The organism is Tenacibaculum sp. MAR_2009_124, assembly GCF_900105455.1.
Lineage (GTDB): Bacteria > Bacteroidota > Bacteroidia > Flavobacteriales > Flavobacteriaceae > Polaribacter.
On sequence record NZ_FNSF01000001.1, the window covers coordinates 225,839 to 251,772 of the forward strand.

Annotated in this window: 10 protein-coding genes; 7 read left to right on the forward strand and 3 right to left on the reverse strand. The window is 34.4% G+C overall.

Going from position 1 to position 25,934, the window contains the following annotated elements; genetic code table 11:
- The first annotated feature begins 132 nt into the window (after positions 1–132).
- The 4 genes from BLW23_RS00355 to BLW23_RS00370 all read left to right on the forward strand — a co-directional run bounded on the left by BLW23_RS00355 (position 133) and on the right by BLW23_RS00370 (position 15,860).
- The gene (locus BLW23_RS00355) at positions 133–4,308 is read left to right on the forward strand and encodes a fibronectin type III domain-containing protein (RefSeq protein ID WP_093667271.1); all 4,176 of its coding nucleotides are present in this window, start codon (positions 133–135) and stop codon (positions 4,306–4,308) included.
- Positions 4,309–5,186: 878 nt separating this feature from the next.
- Positions 5,187–9,365, forward strand: a complete 4,179-nt coding sequence (locus BLW23_RS00360; protein ID WP_093667272.1) for a fibronectin type III domain-containing protein — start codon at positions 5,187–5,189, stop codon at positions 9,363–9,365.
- Between the two features lie 270 nt (positions 9,366–9,635).
- Positions 9,636–12,695 (forward strand): glycoside hydrolase family 19 protein, encoded by a 3,060-nt coding sequence (locus BLW23_RS00365; protein ID WP_143032064.1) that lies wholly within the window; start codon positions 9,636–9,638, stop codon positions 12,693–12,695.
- Between the two features lie 258 nt (positions 12,696–12,953).
- Positions 12,954–15,860 (forward strand): glycosyl hydrolase family 18 protein, encoded by a 2,907-nt coding sequence (locus BLW23_RS00370; RefSeq protein ID WP_093667274.1) that lies wholly within the window; start codon positions 12,954–12,956, stop codon positions 15,858–15,860.
- A 1,741-nt stretch (positions 15,861–17,601) separates the two neighbouring features.
- Here the strand turns inward: BLW23_RS00370 and BLW23_RS00375 are convergent.
- The 3 genes from BLW23_RS00375 to BLW23_RS00385 are packed head-to-tail and all read right to left on the reverse strand — an operon-like array spanning position 17,602 to position 19,421.
- Entirely contained in the window at positions 17,602–18,339 is a 738-nt protein-coding gene (locus BLW23_RS00375) for a hypothetical protein (protein ID WP_093667275.1), read from the reverse strand.
- A 7-nt stretch (positions 18,340–18,346) separates the two neighbouring features.
- Positions 18,347–18,940, reverse strand: coding sequence for a hypothetical protein (locus BLW23_RS00380; RefSeq protein WP_093667276.1), 594 nt, complete (start codon positions 18,938–18,940; stop codon positions 18,347–18,349).
- A gap of 19 nt (positions 18,941–18,959) precedes the next feature.
- A complete protein-coding gene (locus BLW23_RS00385; RefSeq protein ID WP_093667277.1) occupies positions 18,960–19,421 on the reverse strand; it encodes a hypothetical protein in 462 nt (153 codons plus the stop codon).
- Positions 19,422–19,911: 490 nt separating this feature from the next.
- Between BLW23_RS00385 and BLW23_RS00390 the strand changes: the two genes are divergently transcribed.
- The 3 genes from BLW23_RS00390 (at position 19,912) to BLW23_RS00400 (ending at position 25,930) form a co-directional block, all read left to right on the forward strand.
- A complete protein-coding gene (locus BLW23_RS00390) occupies positions 19,912–22,983 on the forward strand; it encodes a type I restriction endonuclease subunit R (RefSeq protein ID WP_093667278.1) in 3,072 nt (1,023 codons plus the stop codon).
- A 66-nt stretch (positions 22,984–23,049) separates the two neighbouring features.
- Positions 23,050–24,672: an HsdM family class I SAM-dependent methyltransferase gene (locus tag BLW23_RS00395; RefSeq protein ID WP_093667279.1), complete on the forward strand. Its 1,623-nt coding sequence runs from the start codon at positions 23,050–23,052 to the stop codon at positions 24,670–24,672.
- Positions 24,665–25,930 carry a restriction endonuclease subunit S gene (locus BLW23_RS00400; RefSeq protein WP_093667280.1) on the forward strand — a complete coding sequence of 422 codons (1,266 nt, stop codon included), beginning with the start codon at positions 24,665–24,667 and terminating at the stop codon, positions 25,928–25,930. The genes BLW23_RS00395 and BLW23_RS00400 overlap by 8 nt, the downstream gene beginning before the upstream one ends.
- Positions 25,931–25,934 lie beyond the last annotated feature (4 nt).

Consider the following 25,934-nt stretch of genomic DNA (forward strand, 5'->3'; position numbering starts at 1 on the left):
AAGTTAATTAAAACACATTCATAATTCTTAATGAGTTTTGGAGGGAAGAATCGACAGCATCTTTAGTAAAAAAAATCAATATTATAGAGCTTAAAAAAGGGAATAAAGCTCTTGTTATTTAAATTAATCAAAATGAAAAAACTATTATTAGGACTGCTATTAATTAGTGGTTATGTCATGGGACAGTATAATTCTGATGCACCATGGATGAAAAACTTAGACAATCGTGAAAATCGATCTTTACAAAGGGCAAATAACAAAATTACCTTATCGGAAATTTCCGCTGCTTTTAATGATTATTGGAAAGATAAAGATTATACGGAGAAAGGTGTTGGTTATAAGCCCTTTAAAAGATGGGAGTATAACGTAAAATCTATGTTGTTACCTGATGGAACCATACCTTCGGCAAAATACTTATTCGATACAAATATAGAAGAGCATCAGAAGTTTGGTAGCACCAGTAATATTAGTAATTGGACAAGTACTGGGCCAATGACTGAAAGAACGGGTCAAGGAAGGATAAATGTGGCTATTGTTGATCCCAATAATTCAGATATATACTATGTAGGAGCTCCTGCTGGTGGACTTTGGAAGTCAGATGATAAAGGAACAACATGGCAACCACTTACTGATAAACTACCAGCCATAGGTGTTTCGGGTATTGTAATTGATCCTAACGATTCAAATATCATATATATATCAACAGGAGATGACGATAACGCTGATTCATACGGATTAGGTGTATTTAAAACTATTGATGGGGGAAGAACATGGAATACAAATGCAATATATACTCCCGATATTGGAGAATATGGAAGAGGTGGTGAATTGTACATGCATCCTAACAATTCAAATATTTTATGGAATGCTACATCACAAGGATTATATAAAACTACTGACGCCGGAAAAAGTTGGAATCTAATTTTAGAAGGATGGATTAGAGATTTAAAGTTAAAACCGAACAATCCAGATGTAATTTATGCGGTTGGCGGAAATAGTGGAGATAATAAATTTTTTAAGTCTATAGATGGAGGGAGAACATTTGTTGATAAATCCTCAAATATAGGAAGAAGCTTAGATAGATTGGTTATCGATGTTACACCAATGGCTCCTGAAAATTTATATGTTCTTGTGGCAACAGAAACAAATGCGGGTTCTCAGAGTGGAGGCGTTTTGTATAAATCTGAAAATGAAGGGAATTCGTTTATAGAATTAAATAGAAGCTTGTTGAGTATCAAACAAGCATGGTATGATTGGTCGTTGGCGGTTTCGGATACCAATCCTGAACATATAGCAATAGGATCTATATTTGGTAGTATATCTACAGATGGAGGACGTACATTTTTAGGCACATGGTATGGTCATGCAGATGTTCATTTTCTTAGGTATTATAAGGGAGTGTTATTCTGCGGAAATGATGGAGGCTTCGTAACGATTGATGAAAGAAATACTTTTAAAGATCATTCAAAAGGATTAAATATCGGACAATATTATAAGATTAATATTGCTGATTTAAACAGTTCGGATACTAACATGGTCATCGGTGGAACTCAAGACAACGGAGGACAGTTCTTTCAAAATAATTCTTGGAAACATTGGCATCATTCTGACGGAATGGATTGCGCGATTGGATCTTTAAATGAAGGGTTGTTATATGGTTTAAAGCAACATGGAGAAATGTTATTTATGAGTAATGATTTTGGACAATCATATTCATCCATTGTAAAACCAAATGAAGAAAAATATACTGAGTGGGTTGTGGCTTCAGATATCAACTCAAAAGATGAAATGTATGTTGGCTATAAAGCATTATATAAGGCAGACATGGAAAATAATACCTTTATAAAACTGCATAACTTTGGAATTGATATACAAAGAATTATTATCAATGATAATAATGATAATATGATTTTTGTGTTATGCGATGACGGAAAAATTTATAAAAGTATTGACGCTGGAAAAACTTTTTCTTCTTATTATGTTAAAAGAGACGGTTCAGTTTTCAATATCGAATTGAGTCAAGATAATAGCAATCAAATATGGTTTGTAACGGAAAATCTTAGAGGAGTAATGGAATTGCATGGTGCTAATTCTATAGAACAAACCGCTAATAACACCATAACTCTAGTTTCAAATGACCTTCCAAGAGGAATTAATGTAATTAAACACCAACCTTATTCAAATATTTTATATGCAGGTACTGTTTATGGTTTATTCTATAAAAATGGTGATAATCGTTGGGAGCGATATGATAATAATTTACCTAATGTACCTATTAGAGATATAGAAATTAGTAGTGAAGATAAAATTATAGTCGCTGGAACTTATGGAAGGGGAGTATGGAAATCTCCAATTCCTGATGGGAATAGAGTTTCATGTGCTCTTGATGTTCCAAGCAGATTAAATGCTGTATTGATAAGTGAAGGGGCTTTAGTGAATTGGAATGGAGAGCAGAAATTAGAAGATTATGAAGTGGCCTATAGAAAAGTGAATGATCGAGAGTGGATTACAAAACCAACTGGAGTTAATAAAGTTTTACTTCGAAATACAGAGTTTCAAGCGGGGGTTGAATATGAAGCAAAAGTTAGAAGTACTTGTAATGGGGTGTATTCAAATTATAGTGAAGTAGTAAAGTTTACATGGTTAGATTCTGAACCTCCAACAGTCCCTTATTTTTTATCTGCCTTTAATATTAAAAAAAGATCAGTAGATTTAAGTTGGGGAGATTCATCGGATAATTCCGGAATTTCTCATTACGAAATTTATAATCAAATTGGAAGAGAGTCGTTATTGTTGGATAGAACACGAGGAACAGAAAGCTACTTTACAACAGAGGTTTTAACGGCATCTACTGAGTATAATATTTATGTGGTAGCAGTTGATTTGAATGGAAACAGATCAGAACCTTCAGAAATTGTGAAATTTTCGACTATGAGTAGGTTTATGCCTGATGCTCCTCAGAATTTAACTGCAATAAATAATACTGGAACTCAAGTTGTTTTAAAATGGGACGCCCCGAGAGGACCTGAAGAAGTAAAAAAGTATGAGGTATACGATTACCAATATGGATTAATAGGAACAACTACTGATACACAACTTTTATTAGATAAGTTACCAACCAATTACAGGTTTTTAGTGTATGTCGTAGGAGTGGGAATAGAAAACGTAAAATCAGATAAAAGTAATGAATTTGGTTTTGTTTTAGAGGGAGTTAATGATCGCCAACCAAACCCTCCGGTTGATATCGTTGTGGCAAATGATGTACATACAAATGTTGTTCTGCAATGGAAGGTTCCAAGAGGAAATGTGGCAATATCTCATTATAAAATATATTTATGGGGAGATTATTATTTGGAAGATTTTAATGGAGGAGGTAAAAAAGAATATTCTTCTCAAACTACTGAAGTAACTATAACAGACTTGGCACCAGGAAGGTTGTATTGGGGGAATATTATTGCTTTTAGTGAAGATGGGGCAATGTCTATTCCTAGTGAAAATTTTGAAGTTTCTGTTCAAAGAGATAGAGATAGAACATCACCGAGTATTCCTGAAAACTTAAATGCACTTCATATTGAAGCATCGAGCTTAGAGTTGGTTTGGGATCGCTCAATGGATGACGTAGGTGTGGCATACTACGAAGTTTTTGAGAAAGTAGATGGAAGAAATGTGAGTCTTGGACAAGTAGGAGAAACTACTATGAGATTAGAAAGATTAGTGCCATTTTCTCAACATATTTATAAAGTTAGCGCAACAGATTTTGAAGGCAATACCTCCGAACTGAGCAAGCATCTTATAGTTTGGACCTTACATGAACAGTTTCCAGAAAGACCTCATGGACTTGGAGTAAGAAGTGTTACAGAAAGTTCATTTGATGCATCTTGGAGAACAACTAAAAATACAGATCATTATTATGTTTCAAGTTTTGATGGTGTCAATATAAAAGAGTTCGGTCCACTCAGAAGTGCTAACTATGTTTTTGAAAATATAGGTACTCCATATTTATTCTGGCGTGTAATTGCTGAAAATGGTTTGGGAAGGATGTATTCTTCTTGGGAATTAACCTCGTTAGGCACAAGAGAGAGTACTATTAACATTGTTTTAAACGGAAATGAATCTCAACAAGCAGTAGTTGTATCTCGTGCATATGAGAACGCTACCTATAATTTATTTAGCTTAAACGGAATTTTAATAAGGAGCGGCGTAGTAAAAGAAGGAGAGGTTAATGTGATGAACCTTAAAAAAGGAGTTTATATATTGAAAATCGATAATGACTTAAAACCATTTACAAGAAAGGTGGTAATTGAGTAAGTTATTGTTATTTTAAATTATGAAGGTTGCCTATTAGGCAACCTTTTTTTTTTAGAGAGTGGGCGAATTTTTTCTAGTTTTTGCTGAAAAAAAGACTTGAAATTGACCCTGAACTTACATTTTTGGAATAAGACGTAATTTTGACTGTGAGATAAAGTTAGAATAATGCTTAATATTATTGAAATACTATTGTTATGATGTTATTTTATTAAATAGTTTTAAAGGTTTTTTAAGTGAAAATTTCAAAAGAATAAAAATACAATACCCTACGGTTTTAGTAGGTGAATTTATTAAAGGTCTTAAGTGAAATGTTTACCTTTGATATAGTATTATAACACTAGGTATACATGGTGTTGGTATCTTAAATTAAAAATAAATAAATATTCTTTTTTGAATAGAAAAATGAAATAAAAAATAACCAAACAACTTAGTAAAATTAAAACATTTGTATTTAAGGGAAATATAAATGTTATTCTAATAACCATACTTAACATAAAAATAAATAATCTTAAGTATACCTTATAGAAACACCTATTACAAACAACCATAACCAAGCAACTTACTACTTAAATAATGAACTACAAGATGAAATGCCGCAAGATGTGAGCATTAAAATTCAAATAACCATAAGGAAAAGCTAAATTTTACTGGATTGAAGATTCCGTTAACTACTATTAATACTAAAATTAGTAAACTAAACTAAAATAATCAGTAGAAGTAGTAATTAATCAATCGAAACAGAAACTAATTAAGAGCCTGTAAATAGTTCTTAAGTGTTTTTTATTTGGAAAAAGTTGAACCTTTTTAAAATTCATGACCATTATAAAAATGAATTTTGAAACGGGTAATGGGATATCTATTTATTTAAATTAATCAAAATGAAAAAACTATTACTAGTAGCGCTACTATCAATTAGTAGCTATGTCATGGGGCAGTACAATCCTGATGCACCATGGATGAAAAATTTAAACAATCAAGAATCTACAGGTAGATCATTGCAAAGATCTGCCAATGACAAGTTAACACTTGGTCAAATATCTGCGGCTTTCAATGATTATTGGAAGGATAAAGATCATACGGTAAAAGGTTCTGGTTACAAACCATTTAAAAGATGGGAACACTATATGGAGTCTATCTTATTGCCCGATGGAACAATCCCTAGTGGAAAGCAACTATGGGATAATGCTCTAAGAGAAGAGAGAAGATTTGGGAATTCTTCTAATATCAGTAATTGGACCTCAACAGGACCAATGACAAAAGAGACAGGGCAAGGACGTGTTAATGTTGCTATGGTAGATCCTAACAATCCGAATACGTATTATGTAGGAGCGCCATCTGGAGGTTTATGGAAGTCAACTGATAAAGGAACTTCTTGGGAGCCTTTAACGGACCAGTTACCAGAAATTGGAGTTTCTGGTATTGCCATTGATCCGAACGATTCGAATATTATTTATATTGCTTCAGGAGATGATGATCACTGGAGGAACTATGGACTTGGAGTTTTTAAATCTACCGACGGAGGAAGAACTTGGGATACTTCAGCTACATTTACGCCTGCTATAGGAGATTACAATGATGCCCACGAAATTTACATTCACCCAAGAAACTCAAATATTTTATGGGTAGCAACAAGTGAGGGGTTGTACAAATCGATTGATGCAGGGAAGACTTGGAATAGAATATTTGAAGGCAATATTGAAGATTTAAGATTAAAGCCTAACGATCCTAATGTTCTTTATATAATTGCTAACGATAATGATGGATTTAGTTTTTATAAATCAGTAGATGGAGGTACAAGCTTTACAAAAAAGTTTTTAGGATTAAGTGGATATGTACCAAGAACAGTTATTGATGTAACACCTGCGGCTCCAGAAAACGTATATGTATTAGTATCAAAAAACGTAGACCAAAGTCCAAATGGTTTTAAAGGTGGTATTTTTTACCGTTCAAATGATGCTGGAGAAAGCTTTAGAGAGGTGAATAGAGGTTTCATGTCTGTAAAGCAAACATGGTATAATTTAGCATTAGGAGTGTCAGACATTGATCCTGAAAAATTAGCGATTGGAGAGGTGTCAGGATTTTCATCAATCGATGGAGGGTTAACTTTCCAACATATTAGATATGGTCATTCTGATGTACACTTTTTAAGATATACAGACGGTGTTCTTTTCTGTGGAAACGACGGTGGATTCATTACATATGATGTGAATGATACTTTTAAAGATCATTCAAAACAACTAGATATTGGGCAATATTATAAAATTAATATTGGTGATTTCAAAGGAACCAATGTAGCGGATATCATAGGAGGAACTCAAGATAATGGAGGACAGTTTTTTATCAATGGAGCATGGGAGCAATGGCACGGTGCCGATGGTATGGAGTGTGCTTTTGGTGCTATTGATACGGGATTAAAGTATGGTTTAATTCAAAATGGAAATTACTTGTGTTATAAACGAGATATTGATAATTATACCAATTGGGTTAATGGACCTGAAAATGGGCGATGGATAGTTGCAGCTGACATCAATTCAAAAGATGAAATGTATGTAGGTTACAATGCACTATATAAGTTTGACATTAAAACAAGATCATTCGAAAAGTTACATGATTTTGGAGGCGCTATTGATCAGGTTATTATCGATGATAATAATGACGAAGTTATTTTTGTATTACAAGGAGGTAATATCTATAAGAGTATCGATGCAGGAAAAAGTTTTCAATTATTTTATGATAATGCTAACGGAGGGTATGTTCGTTTTATTGAGGTAAGTGAAGATAATAGTAATAAAATCTGGTTTATTTCTTGGAATGGATTATACTCAAGAAGCACTTTGGGAGATATTAGTACCGAGCAGCCAGTATTAGTTAGTACTTCTTCTGAATTACCAGCTGACATTCATGTTATAAAGCACCAGCCTTATTCTGATAATCTTTATGTAGGAACTCAATATGGAATTTTTTATAAAGATGCGAGTAATGTTTGGTCGGCATATAATAACAACTTACCTAATGTGCCAGTTTTCGATATTGAAATAAGTGTTGAAGATAACACTATTATTGCAGGAACTTATGGTAGAGGTATTTGGAAGTCGCCAATCCCTAATGGAAACAGAACTTCTTGTGCTCTTAACATTCCAACGGCATTGAACGCAGAAATTACTGATGAAGGAATTTATCTTACTTGGACTGCTGAGAAGAAGCTTGAAGACTATGAGGTTGCTTATAGAAAAGTAGGAGATAGAGAATGGATATCAAAGGATACTGGAGTAAGTACAATGTTGTTTGATATTACCGAAATTCAAGCGGGAGTTGAATACGAGGCGAAAGTAAGAAGTACTTGCAATAGCGCGTCTTCAGAGTTTAGTGCCGTACTTAAGTTTACATGGGCAGACATAGAGGCGCCAACAGCACCAACGTACTTTTATGCATATGACGTTAAGAAAACTTCTGCTTACTTAAGCTGGGGAGATTCAACAGATAATTCTGGAGTTTCTCATTACGAAATTTATAGTCAAACTGGAAGAGAAGATGTATTGTTAGATAGAACACCTGGACCTGAAAGTTATTATAATATTGAAGTGTTAACTGCGTCTACTGAGTACAATCTTTATGTAAAGGCTGTTGATTTTGCTGGAAATAAATCGGAGCCATCTGTTATAGCTAACTTTAATACTCAAAGTGCGTTTATGCCAAATGCACCTCAAAACTTAGTGTCGTCAAACAACACAGGAACAACTATTACTTTAAACTGGAATGCACCAACAGGACCAGAAGAAGTAAAAGCTTATGAGATATATGATAATCAATTAGGTTTAATTGGAACAACTACAGAAACACAATTTGTAGTTAATAATTTACCATCAGGAACTTGGTTCTATGTGTATGTTAAAGCTGTTGGTATTGATGATAGTAAGTCAGATCAAAGTAATGACGTAGGATTTATTTTAGAAGGAGTGAATGATAAACAGCCAAATTCTCCAGCTAATATTGTAGTTGTAGATGATATTTATTCAAATGTTGTACTTCGATGGGATGCTCCAAGAGGAAATGTAGCCATTTCTCATTATGATGTTTATGTGCAAGATTCATGGTATTATTTCGAAGATTTTTGGGGTGGAAGTAGAAAAGTAGGAACTTCAGAAACCACAGAAATTACCATAACAAGCTTAGATCCATATAGAAATTATTGGGTAACTGTAGTTGCCGTAGGTACTGAGGGTGTGATGTCTTTACCAAGTGAATCTGAGGCATTATCAGTAAAAGGAGATCCTGATACGGTAGCGCCAACTGTACCTACGAATCTGAGAGCAGAATTTATTACATCTTCAGGCTTAGATTTAGTATGGGATGCTTCAACTGACAATACAGGAGTTTCTTACTACGAAGTTTTCGAAAAGGTAGGAGAAAGAAATGTAAGTATTGGTCAAACGGGTCGTGCAAACATTGTTGTTGATGGGTTAGAACCATTTACCCAGCATATCTATCAAGTAAGTGCTACCGACTTCGAAGGAAATACTTCTGAATTGAGTCAGCCAATAATAGTATGGACATTACATAAACAATTTCCAGAGAGACCAAGTGGTTTAAAAGCTATAAATATAACTGCAGATTCATTTGAAGCAGGATGGAGAAGTACAAGAAATACAGATCATTATTATGTCTCAAGTTATGATGGTGTAACTATTAAAGAATTTGGACCATTATTAGGAAATAGCTATAAGTTTGAGAACATAGAAACACCATTTTTATTCTGGAGAGTAATTTCAGAAAATGAGTTAGGAAAAATGTATTCTTCTTGGGATTTAACTACGTTAGATACTCCTAGAGGAACCATTGATGTTGTTTTAAATGGAGTTGAATCTCAGCAAGTAGTTATAGTACCAAGTGCTTATGAGAATGCACCTTACGATATCTTTAACTTGAGTGGTGTATCAATCAATCGAGGAATTGTAAGTGAAGGTTCAGTTGATGTAACTTCTTTGAAAAAAGGAGTCTATATCTTAAAAATTCAAAATGACTTAAAGCCGTTTACTAAAAAAGTAGTAATTCAATAAGTTATAATTGTAGTCAATATGTAGAAGGGTGCCTGAAAAGGCACCCTTTTATTTTTAAAAACTTAAAAACCTTTAATCCTTGTTTTTAAGTTTTTAATTTTAAGAGAGTTGCATTTTAGGGTGTTTTTCGTGCTATTGATCTAAAAAGTTTGTCAAACCTTGAAACTAATCTGAATTTGAAAGTTGTTAAGTTCGTTTTCTTTTATTTATAGTGTGGTAAATTAAGGTTAACAAACTGGCAAACAACAAAAACCCTCTAAAATTTATAAAATGAAACGAACAATTTGTGTGCGGTTCATAATGGTATTTCTTTTCTCAGTTTTTACCATGAACGCAAACTCTATCGATTTCGTAACTACGAAATCGAATGTCAACTTCAAAAGTGACAAAATTGAATTAAAAAATTACGAACAAACTACTCAAACCCACCCTTTAGTTTCTAAAGAACAATGGAACACTTTATTTCCATACAGATTTGGTGCTAAAGATACTGGTGGAGGTGTATGGGTACTAGACCCAAAAGACGATTTTTACACCTACGAATCATTTATTGAAGCCATTAATAGAATGGATAAAATTAAGGTTGTATTTGATAGAAGGTGTGGTACAAATGCTTACAAAATTACAAGAATTGATAAAGTAACTGGAGCAACGAGTATTATTAGAACTGATGTTGATTTTGATGCACCAAGAAATGCAGATAAAGAAATTATTACTGAAGAAGTAGATTATGGTGCTTTTTTAAATGAAGGCGATTTAGAAACTCGTAAGAGAGAACTTATGGCATTTTTTGCGAATATCTCTCATGAAACTACTGGTGGTTGGGATACCGCTCCAGGTGGAAGGTTTTCTTGGGGACTTCATTTTAGAGAAGAACCAACAAATGCATCGTATGCATATCCTGACACGAATTATCCTCCAACGCCAGGGAAATCGTATAAAGGAAGAGGGCCAATACAGCTTTCTTATAATTATAACTACGGTCCAGCAAGTGAATTTATTTTCGGAGATAAACAAGTTTTATTAGATAACCCGGATTTAGTGATTCAAGATGCAGCATTAGCATTTCAAACGGCTATATGGTTCTGGATGACTCCACAGTACCCAAAACCTTCTGCTCATAATGTAATGGTAAGAAAGTGGACTCCAAATGAGCTTGATAAAACTAAAAATAGAGTTCCTGGATTAGGAATGACGGTTAATATTATTAATGGTGGTGTTGAGTGCGGACAAGGAACTGAAAAGCCTCAAGTATTAGACAGAATCGGTTATTATGAAAGATTCGCAAGTATCTATAATATTGGTACTGATATGGATGGTGTGAATGATTTGTCTGATTGCGGATGTAAAGACATGGCGAAGTATGGAGGAGATTCTTCTGATTTAACAGCAGAGCCATGTGCACAAAAACCAGCAATTACTTTTGTTACACCAATTAATGATCAATTAATAAAACAAACTACATTTTCTGCTGTAGGAGTGAGTATAAGTGTTGATCAAAAGAATTCGGTATTAAAAACACTTACAACTACCATCGGAACTAAAACGTTTTCAGGAACTACGTTTTCTTGGACACCTGAGGCTTATGGAGCTGTAAATTTAGTTGCAAACGCTACTTTCGAAAATGGACTTACAGCTTCTAACACAATTAAAGTAGTTATTTGGGATGGGGTGAATATAGACTGTACTCATATTCCAGCCTGGAGATCGACAAAAATTTATGATAAACCAAACAACTATGTAACCTACAATAACGCTGTTTACAGAAATAAATGGTATGCAGGTATAGGAACAACACCTGGAGTTGATGGTGTTTGGGAAAAAATTAAAGATTGTGGTGTAGTTATAGGAACTCCTCCTGTGGTAAGTTGGCAAGCGCCAACTCAAGGACAAGTTTTTGAAACTCTAGTATTGTCACCAATCACATTAACAGCAAATGCAACGGATAACGACGGTACCGTAACATCGTTTTCTTATGCGTATAACGGTACTACAATTGCAGCAACGAAGTCTGGAAATACTTATTCAGGAGAGTTTACACCAACTGCTTTTGGAGCTTATACATTAGAAGCAGTAGCCGAAGATAATGACGGAAAAGTAACTCGTAAGGAGGTAAGTTTTACTGTAAAGCAAAAAACTATATCAAACGAAGCCCCTGTAGTTACTTGGCAAACACCAACAGATAACCTTGTAATTGAGCAAGACGTTTTGGGGGCAGTTGCTTTAAAAGCTACCGCTACTGATAGTGATGGAATAGTAAGTTCATTCAGTTTTAAAGAAGGAGCAAATGTAATAACGGCTACCAAAACAGGAAATAACTATACAGCAAGTTTTAATCCTGCAAGTTTCGGAGAATATGCATTAACGGGCGAAGCAACAGACGATAAAAATGCAATTACTACTAAGACAATTAGAATTATTGTAAAGGAGAAAAGTACAACAAATCCAGCTCCTGTAATAGCTAATGTTCAGCCACAAAATGGAAGCATTATTGAGCAAACTGCATTAACAGCAATCCAGTTAAAAGCATCAATTACAGATAATTCGGCAGTACAAAACGTAGCTTTTTCTATAGATAATACTGCAGTAACTGCTAACAGTACTGCAACAGGATTATATACAGCTACTTGGACACCTTCGGCATTTGGAAATTATTCATTTAAAATAGTGGCTACTGATGATGAAGGAGCTTCTTCAAATAAAACAGTTTCATTTACCATTAAAAAGAAAGTATCTGGAGGTGCATGTGATGGAATTCCTGCTTGGGAGGCTAAAATTTATGCAGCATCAGGAACTAAGGTTACCTATAATGGAGTTATTTATAAAAATAAGTGGTATGCCTCTAGTACAGATGTTCCTGGAGCCAGTGGTGTTTGGGAGTATATTCAACCATGTGGAGGAACAAAATTGTATTGTGGTTCTCCTGAATGGATAGCAACTAAAGTGTATAACACAGGTGATAAAGTATATTACAGTAAGAAAATATATAGAGCCAAATGGTGGACACGCGGTAGCACTCCTAATAATAGTAATGAATGGGCATATGTTCAAGACTGTCTAGAATCTTCTACGTCTACTCTTAAAGCAAATATATATCCTACAATAGTTTCAGACGAAATTAACGTAACTATAAGCACATCATTAAAAGCAAAAGTTAAGATTGAATTACGAGATACTTCAGGTAACTTATTGCAAACACTTTTAAATACAAATGTTGAACAAGGAACAAAAGTATTTACAAGAGATCTTTCGGGGTTAAAGAAAGGTGTGTATATCTATAGTATTCATTCTAACGGAAACATAGAAACCAAAAAAATTATCAAAAACTAAACTAAGTTATTTTAGGATACCAATTGAATGTTAAAATGTCATTTTAAGATTTAATTGGTATTACTTGCATTGTGTATTAGAACTGTAATATGATTTTAAGTAATCATTTTAAACAGGTGCTTCTTTGGTGGTATACGTAGTAGCTATGGTACTATCAAATAAAGAAAAAAGGACATTGTTTTTAAGCAGTTTCTTAGAGTCATAACTTCTAAAACATAATGCAAGTTTGGAATAGCATAACCCTTCAAATTTTTTATTATGAAAAAAATAGTATTCTTACTAGTTTTATTTTTGAGCGCATGTATGTACGCTCAATATCAATTCCCTGCTTGCTATCCAGCGCATGAAACAGGGAAGGTATACCGTCAGGGAGAAAAAGCTTCCTTAAACGGAATTAACTATACTGCAAAGTATTATACAACCGCAGCACCAGGTGATGCTTCTTGGCAAAGTGTTGGAGCTTGTGGAGATGGAGGCTTAGGAGCTGACTATCCGGGGCCACAGCGTATTATAGGATATTTACCAACTTGGATTCCTGATTACGACATTAAAAACAACTTTAATCCAGAAGTCGTTACTAATATTAACGTTTCGTTTTTAATGTTTAAGCGAAATAACAATGATTACAATAGTGCTGACTTCGGATCTATTGCTTTTGATGATTTTCAATTGAGAAAAGTAGATTCTGTATTAACTGATTGTAGAGTTCTTGAAAAAGCAAAAGCTAAAAATGTAAAGGTATCGGTAGCTCTTGGTGGGGCAACTGACTATGCGTTTTTATGGTTAATGACCAAGTACTACAACAATGATCAAAAATTAGAAGAAATTGCTAATTTATTGGTAAACTATATCAATGCACGTAAAATAGATGGTATTGATTTAGATTTAGAATGTTGGTGGGCTGATCCAGCGATTGCAGGAACTTCAGATCAAGGAGGAAGAGTTAGAGGAAGTAAATGGGGAGATAGAGATCAAGGGCCTCACCCAGCGGCAATAGGTATGACAAATTTAAGTAAAAAGCTTAGACAGAAAATGCCAAATAAATTAATTACAGCTGCGGTTTTCGGTACTTCTTGGTATGGTAATAATTACGATGCGGATGTAGCACAATACATGGACTGGATCGGATTAATGACCTATGATTTTACAGGGTCTTGGGATAAGTCACCAATTGGACCGCATTCTTCATTACATAAGCTTCCTTTGAATACATATCCAAAACAAAATGCTGATAATCCAATTTACTCAGCCCAAGATGCGTTAGAGTATTGGTTAGGAATTGCTCCAGCTACATGGAATCACGCAGGAGGATTTGGGGTTAAGAAAGCGAAATTAGCGATTGGAGTTCCAATGTATGGATATGATTTTTCTGAAAAGAAACCAGGAGGAGGAAACGGAGCGAAATTTGTTCCATATAGAGATATTATTGCTGAATTCCCGAATGCAGCAACTAGTTATGATCAAAAAGATCCTAAAAAGTTAAATGGGCATGTTGATCAAAACGGAAAAAATATTTATTTCGATACACCTAAACAAGCAGGTGAGAAAATAAAATATACAAAGAACTTCGGACACCAAGGTGTTATTATTTGGGAATTAACGCAAGATGTTGCTTATAATTCTTCATCAAGTATTTTAAAAGCAATTAACGAAGCAGCAGGAAACAATACACCAGTAAATCAAGCTCCTGTAGTTACTTGGCAAACACCAACAGATAATCTTGTAATTGAGCAAGATGTTTTAGGAGCAGTTGCTTTAAAAGCTACCGCTACTGATAGTGATGGAACGGTAACCGCTTTCAGTTTTAAAGAAGGAGCTAATGTAATTACGGCTACCAAAAATGGAAACGATTATACAGCAAGTTTTACACCTACAAGTTTTGGAGAGTATGTATTAACAGCAGAAGCTACAGATAATAAAAGTGCAATTACCACGAAAGTAATTAGAATTACTGTAAAGGAAAAAAGTACATCAAATCAAGCTCCTGTAGTTACTTGGCAAACACCAACAGACAATCTTGTAATTGAGCAAGACGTTTTGGGTGCAGTTGCTTTAAAAGCTACCGCTACTGATAATGATGGAACAGTAACTACATTCGTCTTTAAAGAAGGAGTAAATGTAATTACAGCTACTAAAACAGGAAACGATTATACGGCAAGTTTTAACCCTGCAAGTTTCGGAGAATATGCACTAACAGCAGAAGCTACGGATGATAAAAATGCAATCACTACAAAAACAATTAGAATTACTGTAAAGGAAAAAAACACCACAAATCCAGCTCCAGTAATTTCAAATGTTAAACCATTAGATGGAAGTATTATTGAGCAAACTGCTTTGGCTGCGATAACTTTACAAGCAACCGTTACAGATGACAACTCAGTAGGTTCAGTTGAGTTTTTTATTAATAATGCATCACAAGGAGTGGTAACTTCAGCAGGCGCGGATGTATATTCTTCTAGTTGGACACCACAAGCTTTTGGGAATTTTAATTTCAAAGTAGTTGCTACAGATAACCAAGGAGAAGTTACAACAACTACGGTTTCCTTTACAATAAAAGAAAAGTCTACAGGTGGATGTGATAACATTCCTGCTTGGGAGCCAAAAACCTATGCAAAAGCTGGAACAGAAGTTTCTCATAATGGAGATGTATATAAAAACAAGTGGTATGCATCTGCTGGAGAAGAGCCAGGTAAAAGCGGTGTTTGGCAATATCTTAGACCATGTGGAGGTGTTGTTACTTTCTGTGGAGTAGAAGCGTACAGAGCCGATAGAGTTTATAATAGCGGAGATAAAGCTTATTATATGGAGAAAATTTATGCTGCCAATTGGTGGACAAAAGGAACGAATCCAAGTAGTTCAGGTGACTGGAGTTTTGATTCAGACTGTCCTCAAACCCCTGGAAGATCGGCATTAAATGAAATAAAGCCTCAAACTTTAGTGAAAGATTTTGTAAACATACAAATCAATACTGAAGAAGAAGTTACTGGTAAAATTGAATTATACAGCTTATCTGGGCAATTGGTGAAAACTATTATGAATCCAAGAACTTTAAATGGTAAAGAAGTAATTAGAGAAAATATCTCAGACTTAAGAAACGGGGTTTATGTATATAAAATCTTCTTAAACAATGAAGTAATCACTCAAAAAATGGTGATTTCTAAATAATAGAAGTTAATGTTTTTATGTCATCAAGTATAAATAAAAATTAAGGGTTTGTCGAATTACTCTTAAAGCGGTTACTACAAAATACTTGATTCGGCACATAATAAACAGCTTATTAAAACGATAAAGGCGGTAAACGAAAGTGTTACCGTCTTTTTTATATCTATAGCCCATGTATTAGTCATTTCTACTCTTTCGATAGTGGTTACATTGTTTCGTTAAAATTACAGGAACAAGCAGTGGTGTTTTTACAGTTTGTGTTAACTAAAGGTGGAACCTATTGATTAATAACAATGATGAATGTTTCTTTTTAGTGACCTCGGTTTGTCCGATGAGGTTTACTTTATGTTTCATTTTGTGCTGTTATCCGTTTATGGATGCCCTAATTAAAATATGTGATGTAGTGTAAGTAATTTGTAAACGATAAGGGTCGTAAGTCAAATCTATAATGTAAGGATTAAGTTTTTTGAAGAATCAAGTGATGCTAATTTTGTGAATGTTTCTTTTTAGAGGCCTCTGTCTATCTAATAAGGCTTACTTTATGTTTCATTTACTTTGTTACCAGTTAATTGATGTCTGTTTAAAAGTTAATTTCGAAATAAATAAGAACGTTTTCGTTTACATTAAGTATGACACATTATTTTTTAAAAGGTCACATTATGTTTTAAAAAACAGCGTTTTAGCGTGTTTTTATTTTACTGCTATTGCTTGACTGTATCGAGTGCTGTCAAATACTAATGCAGTGGAATATTTAATTCCGAAAGAGTAAGAAGAAAACGTAAATTTGAGTGTGGTTTGTTTAGAGAATTACTGGTTTTGAATAAGTGTGTGATATTGTAGGCACTCGTCTAAGACGAGCGCTAACCCTTAGTTTAGTATTGTTATTTATATAGAGGTTTTTATTTCAAAGAAATAATAATGTAACTTTCTTTTCTTTTTCCATTGATGAAAAAGAAGCAAAAAATCTAGTCTTAACCATACTTCACTCAAAACTAATCATCCTCGAATCGAAATTAAAAGAACTCGCTGTCGCTCAAACAGCTTTTAATTTTCACGATTCTTGCGGTGTTATTTTTGGATTGTCTGTCTATGACGGTTAATAAAGTAATCGTCAGCAAGGGCTAACGCTCGTCTTAGACGAGTGCTTTCAAAGACTAATACACTACAAAATTTAAATCTGAAAAAGCAAGAAGAAAACGTAAATCTAAGTGTGGTTTGTTTAGAGAATTACTGGTTTTGAATAAGTGTGTGATATTGTAGGCACTCGTCTAAGACGATCGCTAACCCTTAGTTTAGTATTGTTATTTATATAGAGGTTTTTATTTCAAAGAAATAATAATGTAACTTTCTTTTCTTTTTCCATTGATGAAAAAGAAGCAAAAAATCTAGTCTTAACCATACTTCACTCAAAACTAATCATCCTCGAATCGAAATTAAAAGAACTCGCTGCACTCAGACAGCTTTTAATTCTAATGATTCTTGCGGTTTTATTTTTGGATTGTCTGTCTATGACGGTTAATAAAGAGGCTGCTGTAAAGAGGTAAACTTTATCCTGAACTAGATTCCTCAGTCACCCCTGTTAGCGCTCGTCTTTGACGAGTGCTGCCAAAGAGTAATTTCGTTTCGAGAAGTTTTTGACAGTTCGTTTTAGGAATAGCTCTCGATATAATTTTACGCTCACTAAGGTTCAATTAAATTCACTCGAACTAACAATTAAGTTTTTCAAGTTATTTATACAGTTCAGTTAATAAACAGATATCTCCTCTACATCGACGGCATATTTAGCGAAATTTTTTCCTGTTTTACTATCTATGAGATATACTATTTTTAGACTATCAGAAGCCGTACTCACTATGATAAGTTCATTCTTTCTCGAAACTATTTTAGCTTTGGTGTTAAAACGATTTAGTTTGTGATTTCGATTAAAAGTAAAAACCCATAATTTATATTCGCTATTTTCATGAGTGACTTCAAGTGTATCATTTTTAACAACGAAAGGAAACTCTCTACCATGTTTATTGATTAAATCATTTGATTCCTCAAATGACGGATAAAAACCGCCATATACACCTTTCTGATATCCAAACAGTTTCGTACAAACTTTAACAGCAACATTATTAGGGTAGTTTATAAATGGCTCTATTCCCGTAACTAGGCAACCCGAAGATGAGGTATGGACTCTGTACTCCTTATTTAAATTTTCAAAACCAAAAGCCGGAAGCCCAACAGTTCTAAGAAAGGCTTTTCCATGAGTATAATCATTAACCCCAAAGCAAAAACTTAAAAAAGGAAGAACTGTCCATGCAGAAAGTCCGATGAGCCACCATTTTAAACGGGATTTATGAATCCACAAACTAGCAAGACTTATTACCCAAAAAGCAAACGGAATAAACCAGAAAAAAGGAAATACAGAAAACACCACCCAAGACGTAATTAGGGCTGACCAAAATAAAATTCTAGAGATGGTTTCGGTAGATTTCATACCGATATTATTCTTTGAAGGTTAAGGCATAAAAAGCCTGCATCATTAAATCAGAATGTTTTGATTTATCGTTGCTCATAAAAGTAACAATAACATCTGCAACATCATCTTTATGGAGGTAGATGAACTGTCCGTATGTATACCCCTTTCCAAACTCACTATTAAACTCCAAAAAACAAGAACCACCCGCATCGGCATGAAATTCTTTTTTAACAGCTTTAGGATGAAAAGCTCCGATAGAGTACATCACACCACCTGTCATATTTAATACATTTGTTTGTACACGCCCTTTGTAGATGTTATTCACAGGAATCATCATGGCATTTTCATCCTTTAATGTTTTTTTATATTCTTCCAAGGCAGGCTCTAATGACCAGATGGTGTAGCGAACCTCCATACTAGCATCTTCGTTAATAATAGCATATGAATAGTATAAATCACCATTTTCTTTGGTGTCAATTCGTTTAAAACCTTTTGGCATTTTAAATTGTAAATCGGAGGCATCACATTCTTTTTTGAACTCTTGAAGTGTTTGTTGTTGTGCGAAAGTGTTAAGGCTAATAAAAGAAATTACTAGTAGAAACAAGTTGAGATTTTTCATAGTTTTTATTTTCTAATCATTACAGTGAAGCCAAGGTAGCTAAAATTCCTGGTTGTACAAACCTTCTATTTCCTCGTTCATAATGCCGAAAATGTAAATAACGGTAAAAAAGACCATAATTTTGATAATATCCAGGAATTCGATATTCGAAGATACCCGCTGGATGAAATTGATAACCATTTTTTTCGATGATATAGCTATAGTAATTCACGCCAGTTCTTGTAGTTCCATCAAAATATTGTCCAATACAATTCATATCGTATACCCTGCACAGTGTTACTCCGAAGTAAGCACTGCATTCCGCTTTCAATATTTCCTCTGATTCTATACCCTGATAATGTTCAATAGCGTAAATGATTTTATCGATTTCATATTCTAAACTCCGCAATGAGAAATCCATAACGTAGCCTTTAGTCTTGTATTTTTTAGCCATTTTTTCGGCTGCTAGGGAAGGGGCAGTGGCATCTTGAAAGTTGAACATAGCAAAAACAAAGATTTCCTGTAAAAATAAGCATCTCTTTCTGAATTCATCGTAACTTTTTGTTTTAACCAAAAATGAGTTGAAATTTGACTAGATGAGACACTTTTTGAAAGTAATAGCCATGTCTGCGAATGAAAAGAGTAACGAAATAGGTGGGAGTTTAAGTCGTTTTTAGGAAATAGAAAAACTCAAAATGAGTTCTTTAGTGTAAAAACAAACAAAATTAAAATAACTAACTTTTTTCTATTTGTAAAATTTGAATTTATAAATATTTTTCCCAACCATACTTTCAAAGATTACAAAAACGCATACCTAATTTTAATCGCAGGGCGATAGCCTAGAGTTTAATTTCTTGCACGCTTATATCGGAGCACTATAGTATACTTATTAGCAATTACAAGTTTCTTAAGGTTTTCCGTAATGATGTTTCCTAAGGTTTTACTATTTTTATAAGCGTTTTTAAGAAAACATTAAAAAAAGAAATAAGAAAGTGACCTTTAACGAAGACTCAAGGGTAAAAATACCAACGATACTGCATTTAATGCAACTAGGATACCAATATCTATCCTTAAAAGACAATGAATGGGATCCAGGTACCAATATTTTTACAAAAATATTTAACCAACAAATAAAAGCCATTAACCCAGGACTGTCCGATAATGAAGTACAGCAAGTATTTTCAGAAGTATCGCTATCCTTGGAAAATGAAGACTTAGGAAGAGCATTTTACAATAAACTCATTGACCAATCTGGTATAAAGCTCATAGACTTCACCGATTTTGAGAAGAATTCCTTCCACGTGGTCACAGAATTACCCTATCAAAAAGACGATGAAGTTTTCAGACCCGATATTATTCTGTTGATCAACGGCATGCCATTGGCTTTTATTGAAGTAAAAAAGCCCAACAACAGAGATGGAATATTAGCGGAGCATAAACGAATGCAAACACGCTTCAGAAACAAAAAATTCCGAAAGTTTATCAATATAACACAGGTAATGGTTTTTTCTAACAACATGAAATACAGCGAAGACGATTTGCTGATGTTAGAAGGCGCATTTTACAGTACCACCAATTACCACAAACCCATATTCAATTACTTTCGAGAAGAAGAAGATTTCGATTTAGAGCAGTTATTACAACCCCTAAGCGATGCTGAGGAAACCTTTGTTTTAAAAGATACCAACCTACTAAGTATAAAAAACGCAAAAGAATTTAATTCAAATAAAAGTCCGAACACACCCACCAATACAATAGCAACTTCCTTATTTAGCAAAGAGCGTTTACAATTTATGCTGCAATATGCCTTTGCTTATGTAGAAGAAGAAAGAGGACTAGAAAAGCACATCATGCGTTATCCGCAATTGTTTGCTACCAAGGCCATTGCCAATACCTTAGATAAAGACATAAAAAAAGGAATCATTTGGCATACCCAAGGCTCTGGTAAAACAGCATTGGCATATTTCAATGTAAAACATCTAACCGACTATTTTCAAAAGAAAAATATCATTCCGAAGTTTTATTTTATTGTGGATCGCTTAGATTTATTAACTCAGGCTTCTAAAGAATTTACCGCTCGCGGACTCATTGTGCACAAAATAAATAGCAGAGAAGAGTTTACCAAAGAGATAAAATCAACAAAGGTGATCCATAACCATTCTGGGAAGAGTGAAATAACCGTGGTAAACATTCATAAGTTTAAAGACGATCCAGATCTTATACAAAATAACGATTATAGCCTTAGTATACAACGCGTTTTCTTTTTAGATGAGGTACATCGTAGTTATAATCCGAAAGGAAGCTTTTTAGCAAATTTAGAATTAGCAGACAAGCATTCCATTAAAATTGGACTTACAGGAACCCCGCTTTTAGGAAAAGAATACAATTCAAGAACTTTGTTTGGGGATTATATTCACAAATACTATTACAACTTATCCATAAAAGACGGATATACGCTGCGTTTAATTCGTGAAGAAATTGAAACAAACTATAAACTAACCCTAAAAAAAACCTTAGAGGAAATCCAAATTCTGCAAGGCAATAGCGATACCAAAAAGCTATATGCGCATCCTAAATTTGTGGAGCCCATGCTCGATTATATTGTGAAAGATTTGGAGCAAGGTAGAATTTCTATGGGCGACAATAGTATTGGGGGCATGGTGGTTTGCGATTCCTCTCCACAGGCGGAAATGATGTTTGAAATTTTTCAGAAAAACTATGCAAAGAGTAACGATAAAGACTATGCTATTGCAGCGGAGGAGCCACTTACGTATGGGAAACAAAAGGAAAAGGATAGCAGCGTGCGGAAGGCACAGGTCATACTACACGATATCGGAACCAAAGAGGATATTAAAGATTGGGTAGCGGATTTTAAAGCGGGGAAGATAGATCTATTATTTGTTTTTAATATGCTGCTTACAGGATTTGACGCCAAACGGTTAAAGAAACTATACATCGGTCGTAAAATAAAATCGCACAATTTATTACAAACCCTAACCCGTGTGAATAGAACCTATAAAAACCATAGATATGGCTACGTAGTGGATTTTGCCGATATTCAAAAGGAGTTTGACAAAACCAACCGCGATTATTTCAACGAATTACAAAACGAGCTAGGTAGTGAAATAGAACACTATTCCAACCTGTTTAAATCTTCGGAAGAAATAGAAAAGGAGATCGAGGATATCAAAGACATTCTTTTTAAATTTGACACCGAAAATGCCACGGTTTTTGGAGAGCAAATTTCTGAAATTAACGATAGAACCGAAATTAGGCAAATTGCCAAAGCATTAAATAATACTAAGGAATTGTATAATTTGATTCGTTTGTCGGGGAATTTTGAACTATTAGAAAAGTTAGATTTTAGAACATTAAACGTGCTAGCTAGGGTCACCCAAGAAAGGCTAGGGATGATTAACACGAAAATAGCACTAGAAAACAATGTTGCCACCGAAAATATTTTAAACACAGCGCTAGAGGATGTGATCTTTGCTTTTGCCAAAGTAAAAGAAGAAGAAATGGTACTGGCAGATACCTTAAAAACAACCTTGCAGCGCACTCGAGAAATGCTAGGTGGTAATTTTGACCAACGAGATCCTGTTTTTGTATCCTTGCGTGAAGAACTAGAGCGTTTGTTTAAAAAGAAAAACCTGACCGAAGTTTCTAAAGAAGAAATGGAGGCAAATATAAAAGCCTTAAACGCTATTTACGATAAAGCGAAAAGGCTAGAAAGAGAAAACCAATTGCTAAAAGCCAAGTACGATTACGATGCTAAGTATGCCCGTATTCACAAGCGTTTGGTAGAAAAAAATCCATTAACGGATAGTGAGCGTAAGCTATATGAAGCCTTAAAAGGATTAAAAACTGCGGTAGATAAAGAAGTATTACAAAATGCGAAAGTATTAGAAAACGAAAGTTATGTAGAGCGAATGATGATGCGTTTGCTCATACAACATTTTAAAACAAAACAAAACATACCCTTGAATGCTGCCGATGCCAAACGCATTAACAGTATGATTGTAAAAGAATATATGAACGAATATAACGGCTATCTTGTCTATTAAGGAAAGAAGCGGTTATGAATCGGTGCGTACCTAGTACAACCCAATATCTTAAATGAATAACAATACATGACTACAAAGCAATTTGAAACCCAAACCAAAGCATTAATTGACGACTTAAAAAGTGTATGCGCCAATTACGGGTTGGGAAATGATGGAAACGAATTTAAAATTATCACCCAAGTTTTTCTCTACAAGTTTTTAAACGATAAATACGTGTACGAGCTCAAGCAACTAGAGCCAGCTTTTGCTAAACCCAATACCTTTGATGAAGCACTAAAAGCCTATCCAGCCGAAGACTTGGAAATGCTGACCTTGCAAATCAGTGAAAGTACCGCTCGCATTGCGCCGCAGAACTTTTTATCGCGTTTGTATGAGCAACAAAACAAGGATAATTTTGCCGATATTTTTGACCAAACCTTGCTGCGTATTGCAGAGGATAACAACGATATTTTCTCCGTGCTTACCCAAGGAGGAGAAAAAGTGGTGTTGTTTGAAAACATTAGTAAATACGTTACCGATGATAAAGACGCTTTTTGTAAGGCGCTGGTAAATAAGCTTACCACGTTTAGCTTTGAACATATTTTTAGCGAAAAGTTCGATTTTTTTGCTACCATTTTCGAGTACCTAATCAAAGACTACAATACCAATAGTGGCGGTAAGTATGCCGAATATTTTACACCACATGCCGTAGCCAAAATCATGGCGGCTTGTATGGTTACGGATACAGACATACAAAACGTAACCTGCTACGATCCAAGTGCGGGGTCAGGAACCTTGTTAATGAATATTGCCCATGCCATAGGCGAAGATAAATGTACCATCTATTCGCAGGACATTTCGCAAAAGTCCTCTGCCTTATTGCGTTTAAACTTAATTTTAAACAATTTGGTGCATTCTATTAGAAACATTATCAAAGGAAACACCATTTTAAAGCCCTATCATAAACAAGAAGATGGACAACTAGAAAAGTTCGATTATATCGTATCCAATCCACCATTTAAATTAGATTTTAGCGATTACCGAGACGATTTAGAGAGCAAAATAAACAAAGAACGTTTTTTTGCAGGAATTCCTAAAGTGCCCAACAAAAAAAAGGAATCCATGGCTATTTACTTGCTGTTTATCCAACATATCATGCATAGTTTGTCGGATATCGGAAAAGCAGCGATTGTAGTGCCTACTGGCTTTATTACGGCACAGTCGGGTATTGATAAAAAAATTAGACAAAAGTTAGTCGAAAGCAAAATGTTGGCTGGGGTGGTAAGCATGCCGTCTAATATTTTTGCTACGACGGGTACGAATGTGAGTATTTTGTTTTTAGACAAAACCAATACCGAAAAAGTGGTGTTGGTAGATGCTTCCAACTTAGGGGAAAAGATAAAAGAAGGAAAAAACCAAAAAACCGTATTAACCGAGGCGGAAGAACAGCATATTATTGACGTGTTTAATGCCAAAGAAGCGGTAGACGATTTCTCTGTGGTAGTATCCTATGAAGATATTAAAAACAAAAACTATAGTTTAAGTGCCGGACAGTATTTTGAAGTAAAAATTGAATATGTAGACATCACACCCGAAGAGTTTACGGCTAAAATGACTGCTTTCGAATCTTCCTTAGAGAGTTTGTTTGCGGAATCGAAGAGTTTGGAAAAAGAGATTCAGGAGAATTTAAAAGGTATCAGGAATGAATAATGAGTATAATGTATATAGGTTAGGCGAGGTAGTAAAAATAATTGCAGGAGGTGATAAACCAAAAATATTTAGTGAAGAAAAAAATGATTCAAATATTATACCTGTATTTGCTAATGCTGAAAAAAAAAATGGCTTGAGTGGTTATACAAATAGTCCGAGAATAGTGGAATCTGCTGTAACAGTAGCTGCGAGAGGTTCAAACGTAGGTTTTGTAGCTATAAGAAAAGAACCTTTTTTTCCTATTGTCAGATTACTTACATTAATCCCAGACAGAGAGTTATTAGATGTAGATTATCTTTTCTATAATCTAAAACAAAATCGCCAGAATGGAACAGGGTCTGGTCAACCGCAAATTACAATTCCTCAAATTTCAGATAGAACAATTTCATTACCATCTCTTATTACTCAACAAAAAGCAGCAAAAACCCTTGCTAGGCTTGACGCAAAAATAGAAATCAACAACAAAATCAACCAAGAGTTAGAAGCCATGGCAAAGCTGTTGTATGACTATTGGTTTGTACAATTTGATTTTCCCAATGCCGAAGGAAAGCCTTACAAAACCTCTGGTGGTAAGATGGTGTATAACGAAGCACTAAAACGAGAGATTCCTGAGGGGTGGGAGGATGGAACAATATTGGATTGTGCAAATTTATTAGGTGGAGGAACTCCTAGTAAGAAAATAAAAGAATATTGGAATGGGACAATTCCTTTTTTTACACCAAGTGATACAGAAAACAATGTTTTTTGTTTGAATACAATACTTCAAACTAATTTGTTAGGGGTGAAAAAAAGTAGTACTAAACTTTTAGATAAAGGCACAGTGTTGATAACAGCAAGAGGGACTGTAGGTAAAATAAATATAACAGGAGGAGTTATGGCCATGAATCAATCCTGTTATGCATTGACACCTAAAACTAACTTTGAATCTGAATTTCTTTATTTTCATACTTTACAAATGGTAAAGTATTTAAGGGCAAAATCCAGTGGATCTATTTTTAAAGCTATTGTTACTAATGACTTTAAGCTTACTCCAATAGTAATTCCTAATGAAGAGATTGTTAAAACATATTCAGAAAAAATCATGCCTATGTTTAACCAAATTTTGATTAAAAAGAAAGAAAACCAAAAACTAGCAGAGTTACACGATTGGTTACTGCCTATGCTAATGAATGGGCAGGTTACCGTAGGTAATGATACAGAAACAGATAGTAATTTGGGGATGGTGGCAGAGGAGGAAATGAAATATGGGAAGGAGTAATTAA

What these genes read in the sequence shown, in the direction of transcription:
- BLW23_RS00355 (WP_093667271.1), top strand. Translation starts at nt 133, where the DNA reads ATGAAAAAACTATTATTAGGACTGCTATTAATTAGTGGTTATGTCATG.
- BLW23_RS00360 (WP_093667272.1), top strand. Translation starts at nt 5,187, where the DNA reads ATGAAAAAACTATTACTAGTAGCGCTACTATCAATTAGTAGCTATGTC.
- BLW23_RS00365 (WP_143032064.1), top strand. Translation starts at nt 9,636, where the DNA reads ATGAAACGAACAATTTGTGTGCGGTTCATAATGGTATTTCTTTTCTCA.
- BLW23_RS00370 (WP_093667274.1), top strand. Translation starts at nt 12,954, where the DNA reads ATGAAAAAAATAGTATTCTTACTAGTTTTATTTTTGAGCGCATGTATG.
- BLW23_RS00375 (WP_093667275.1), bottom strand. Translation starts at nt 18,339, where the DNA reads ATGAAATCTACCGAAACCATCTCTAGAATTTTATTTTGGTCAGCCCTA.
- BLW23_RS00380 (WP_093667276.1), bottom strand. Translation starts at nt 18,940, where the DNA reads ATGAAAAATCTCAACTTGTTTCTACTAGTAATTTCTTTTATTAGCCTT.
- BLW23_RS00385 (WP_093667277.1), bottom strand. Translation starts at nt 19,421, where the DNA reads ATGTTCAACTTTCAAGATGCCACTGCCCCTTCCCTAGCAGCCGAAAAA.
- BLW23_RS00395 (WP_093667279.1), top strand. Translation starts at nt 23,050, where the DNA reads ATGACTACAAAGCAATTTGAAACCCAAACCAAAGCATTAATTGACGAC.
- BLW23_RS00400 (WP_093667280.1), top strand. Translation starts at nt 24,665, where the DNA reads ATGAATAATGAGTATAATGTATATAGGTTAGGCGAGGTAGTAAAAATA.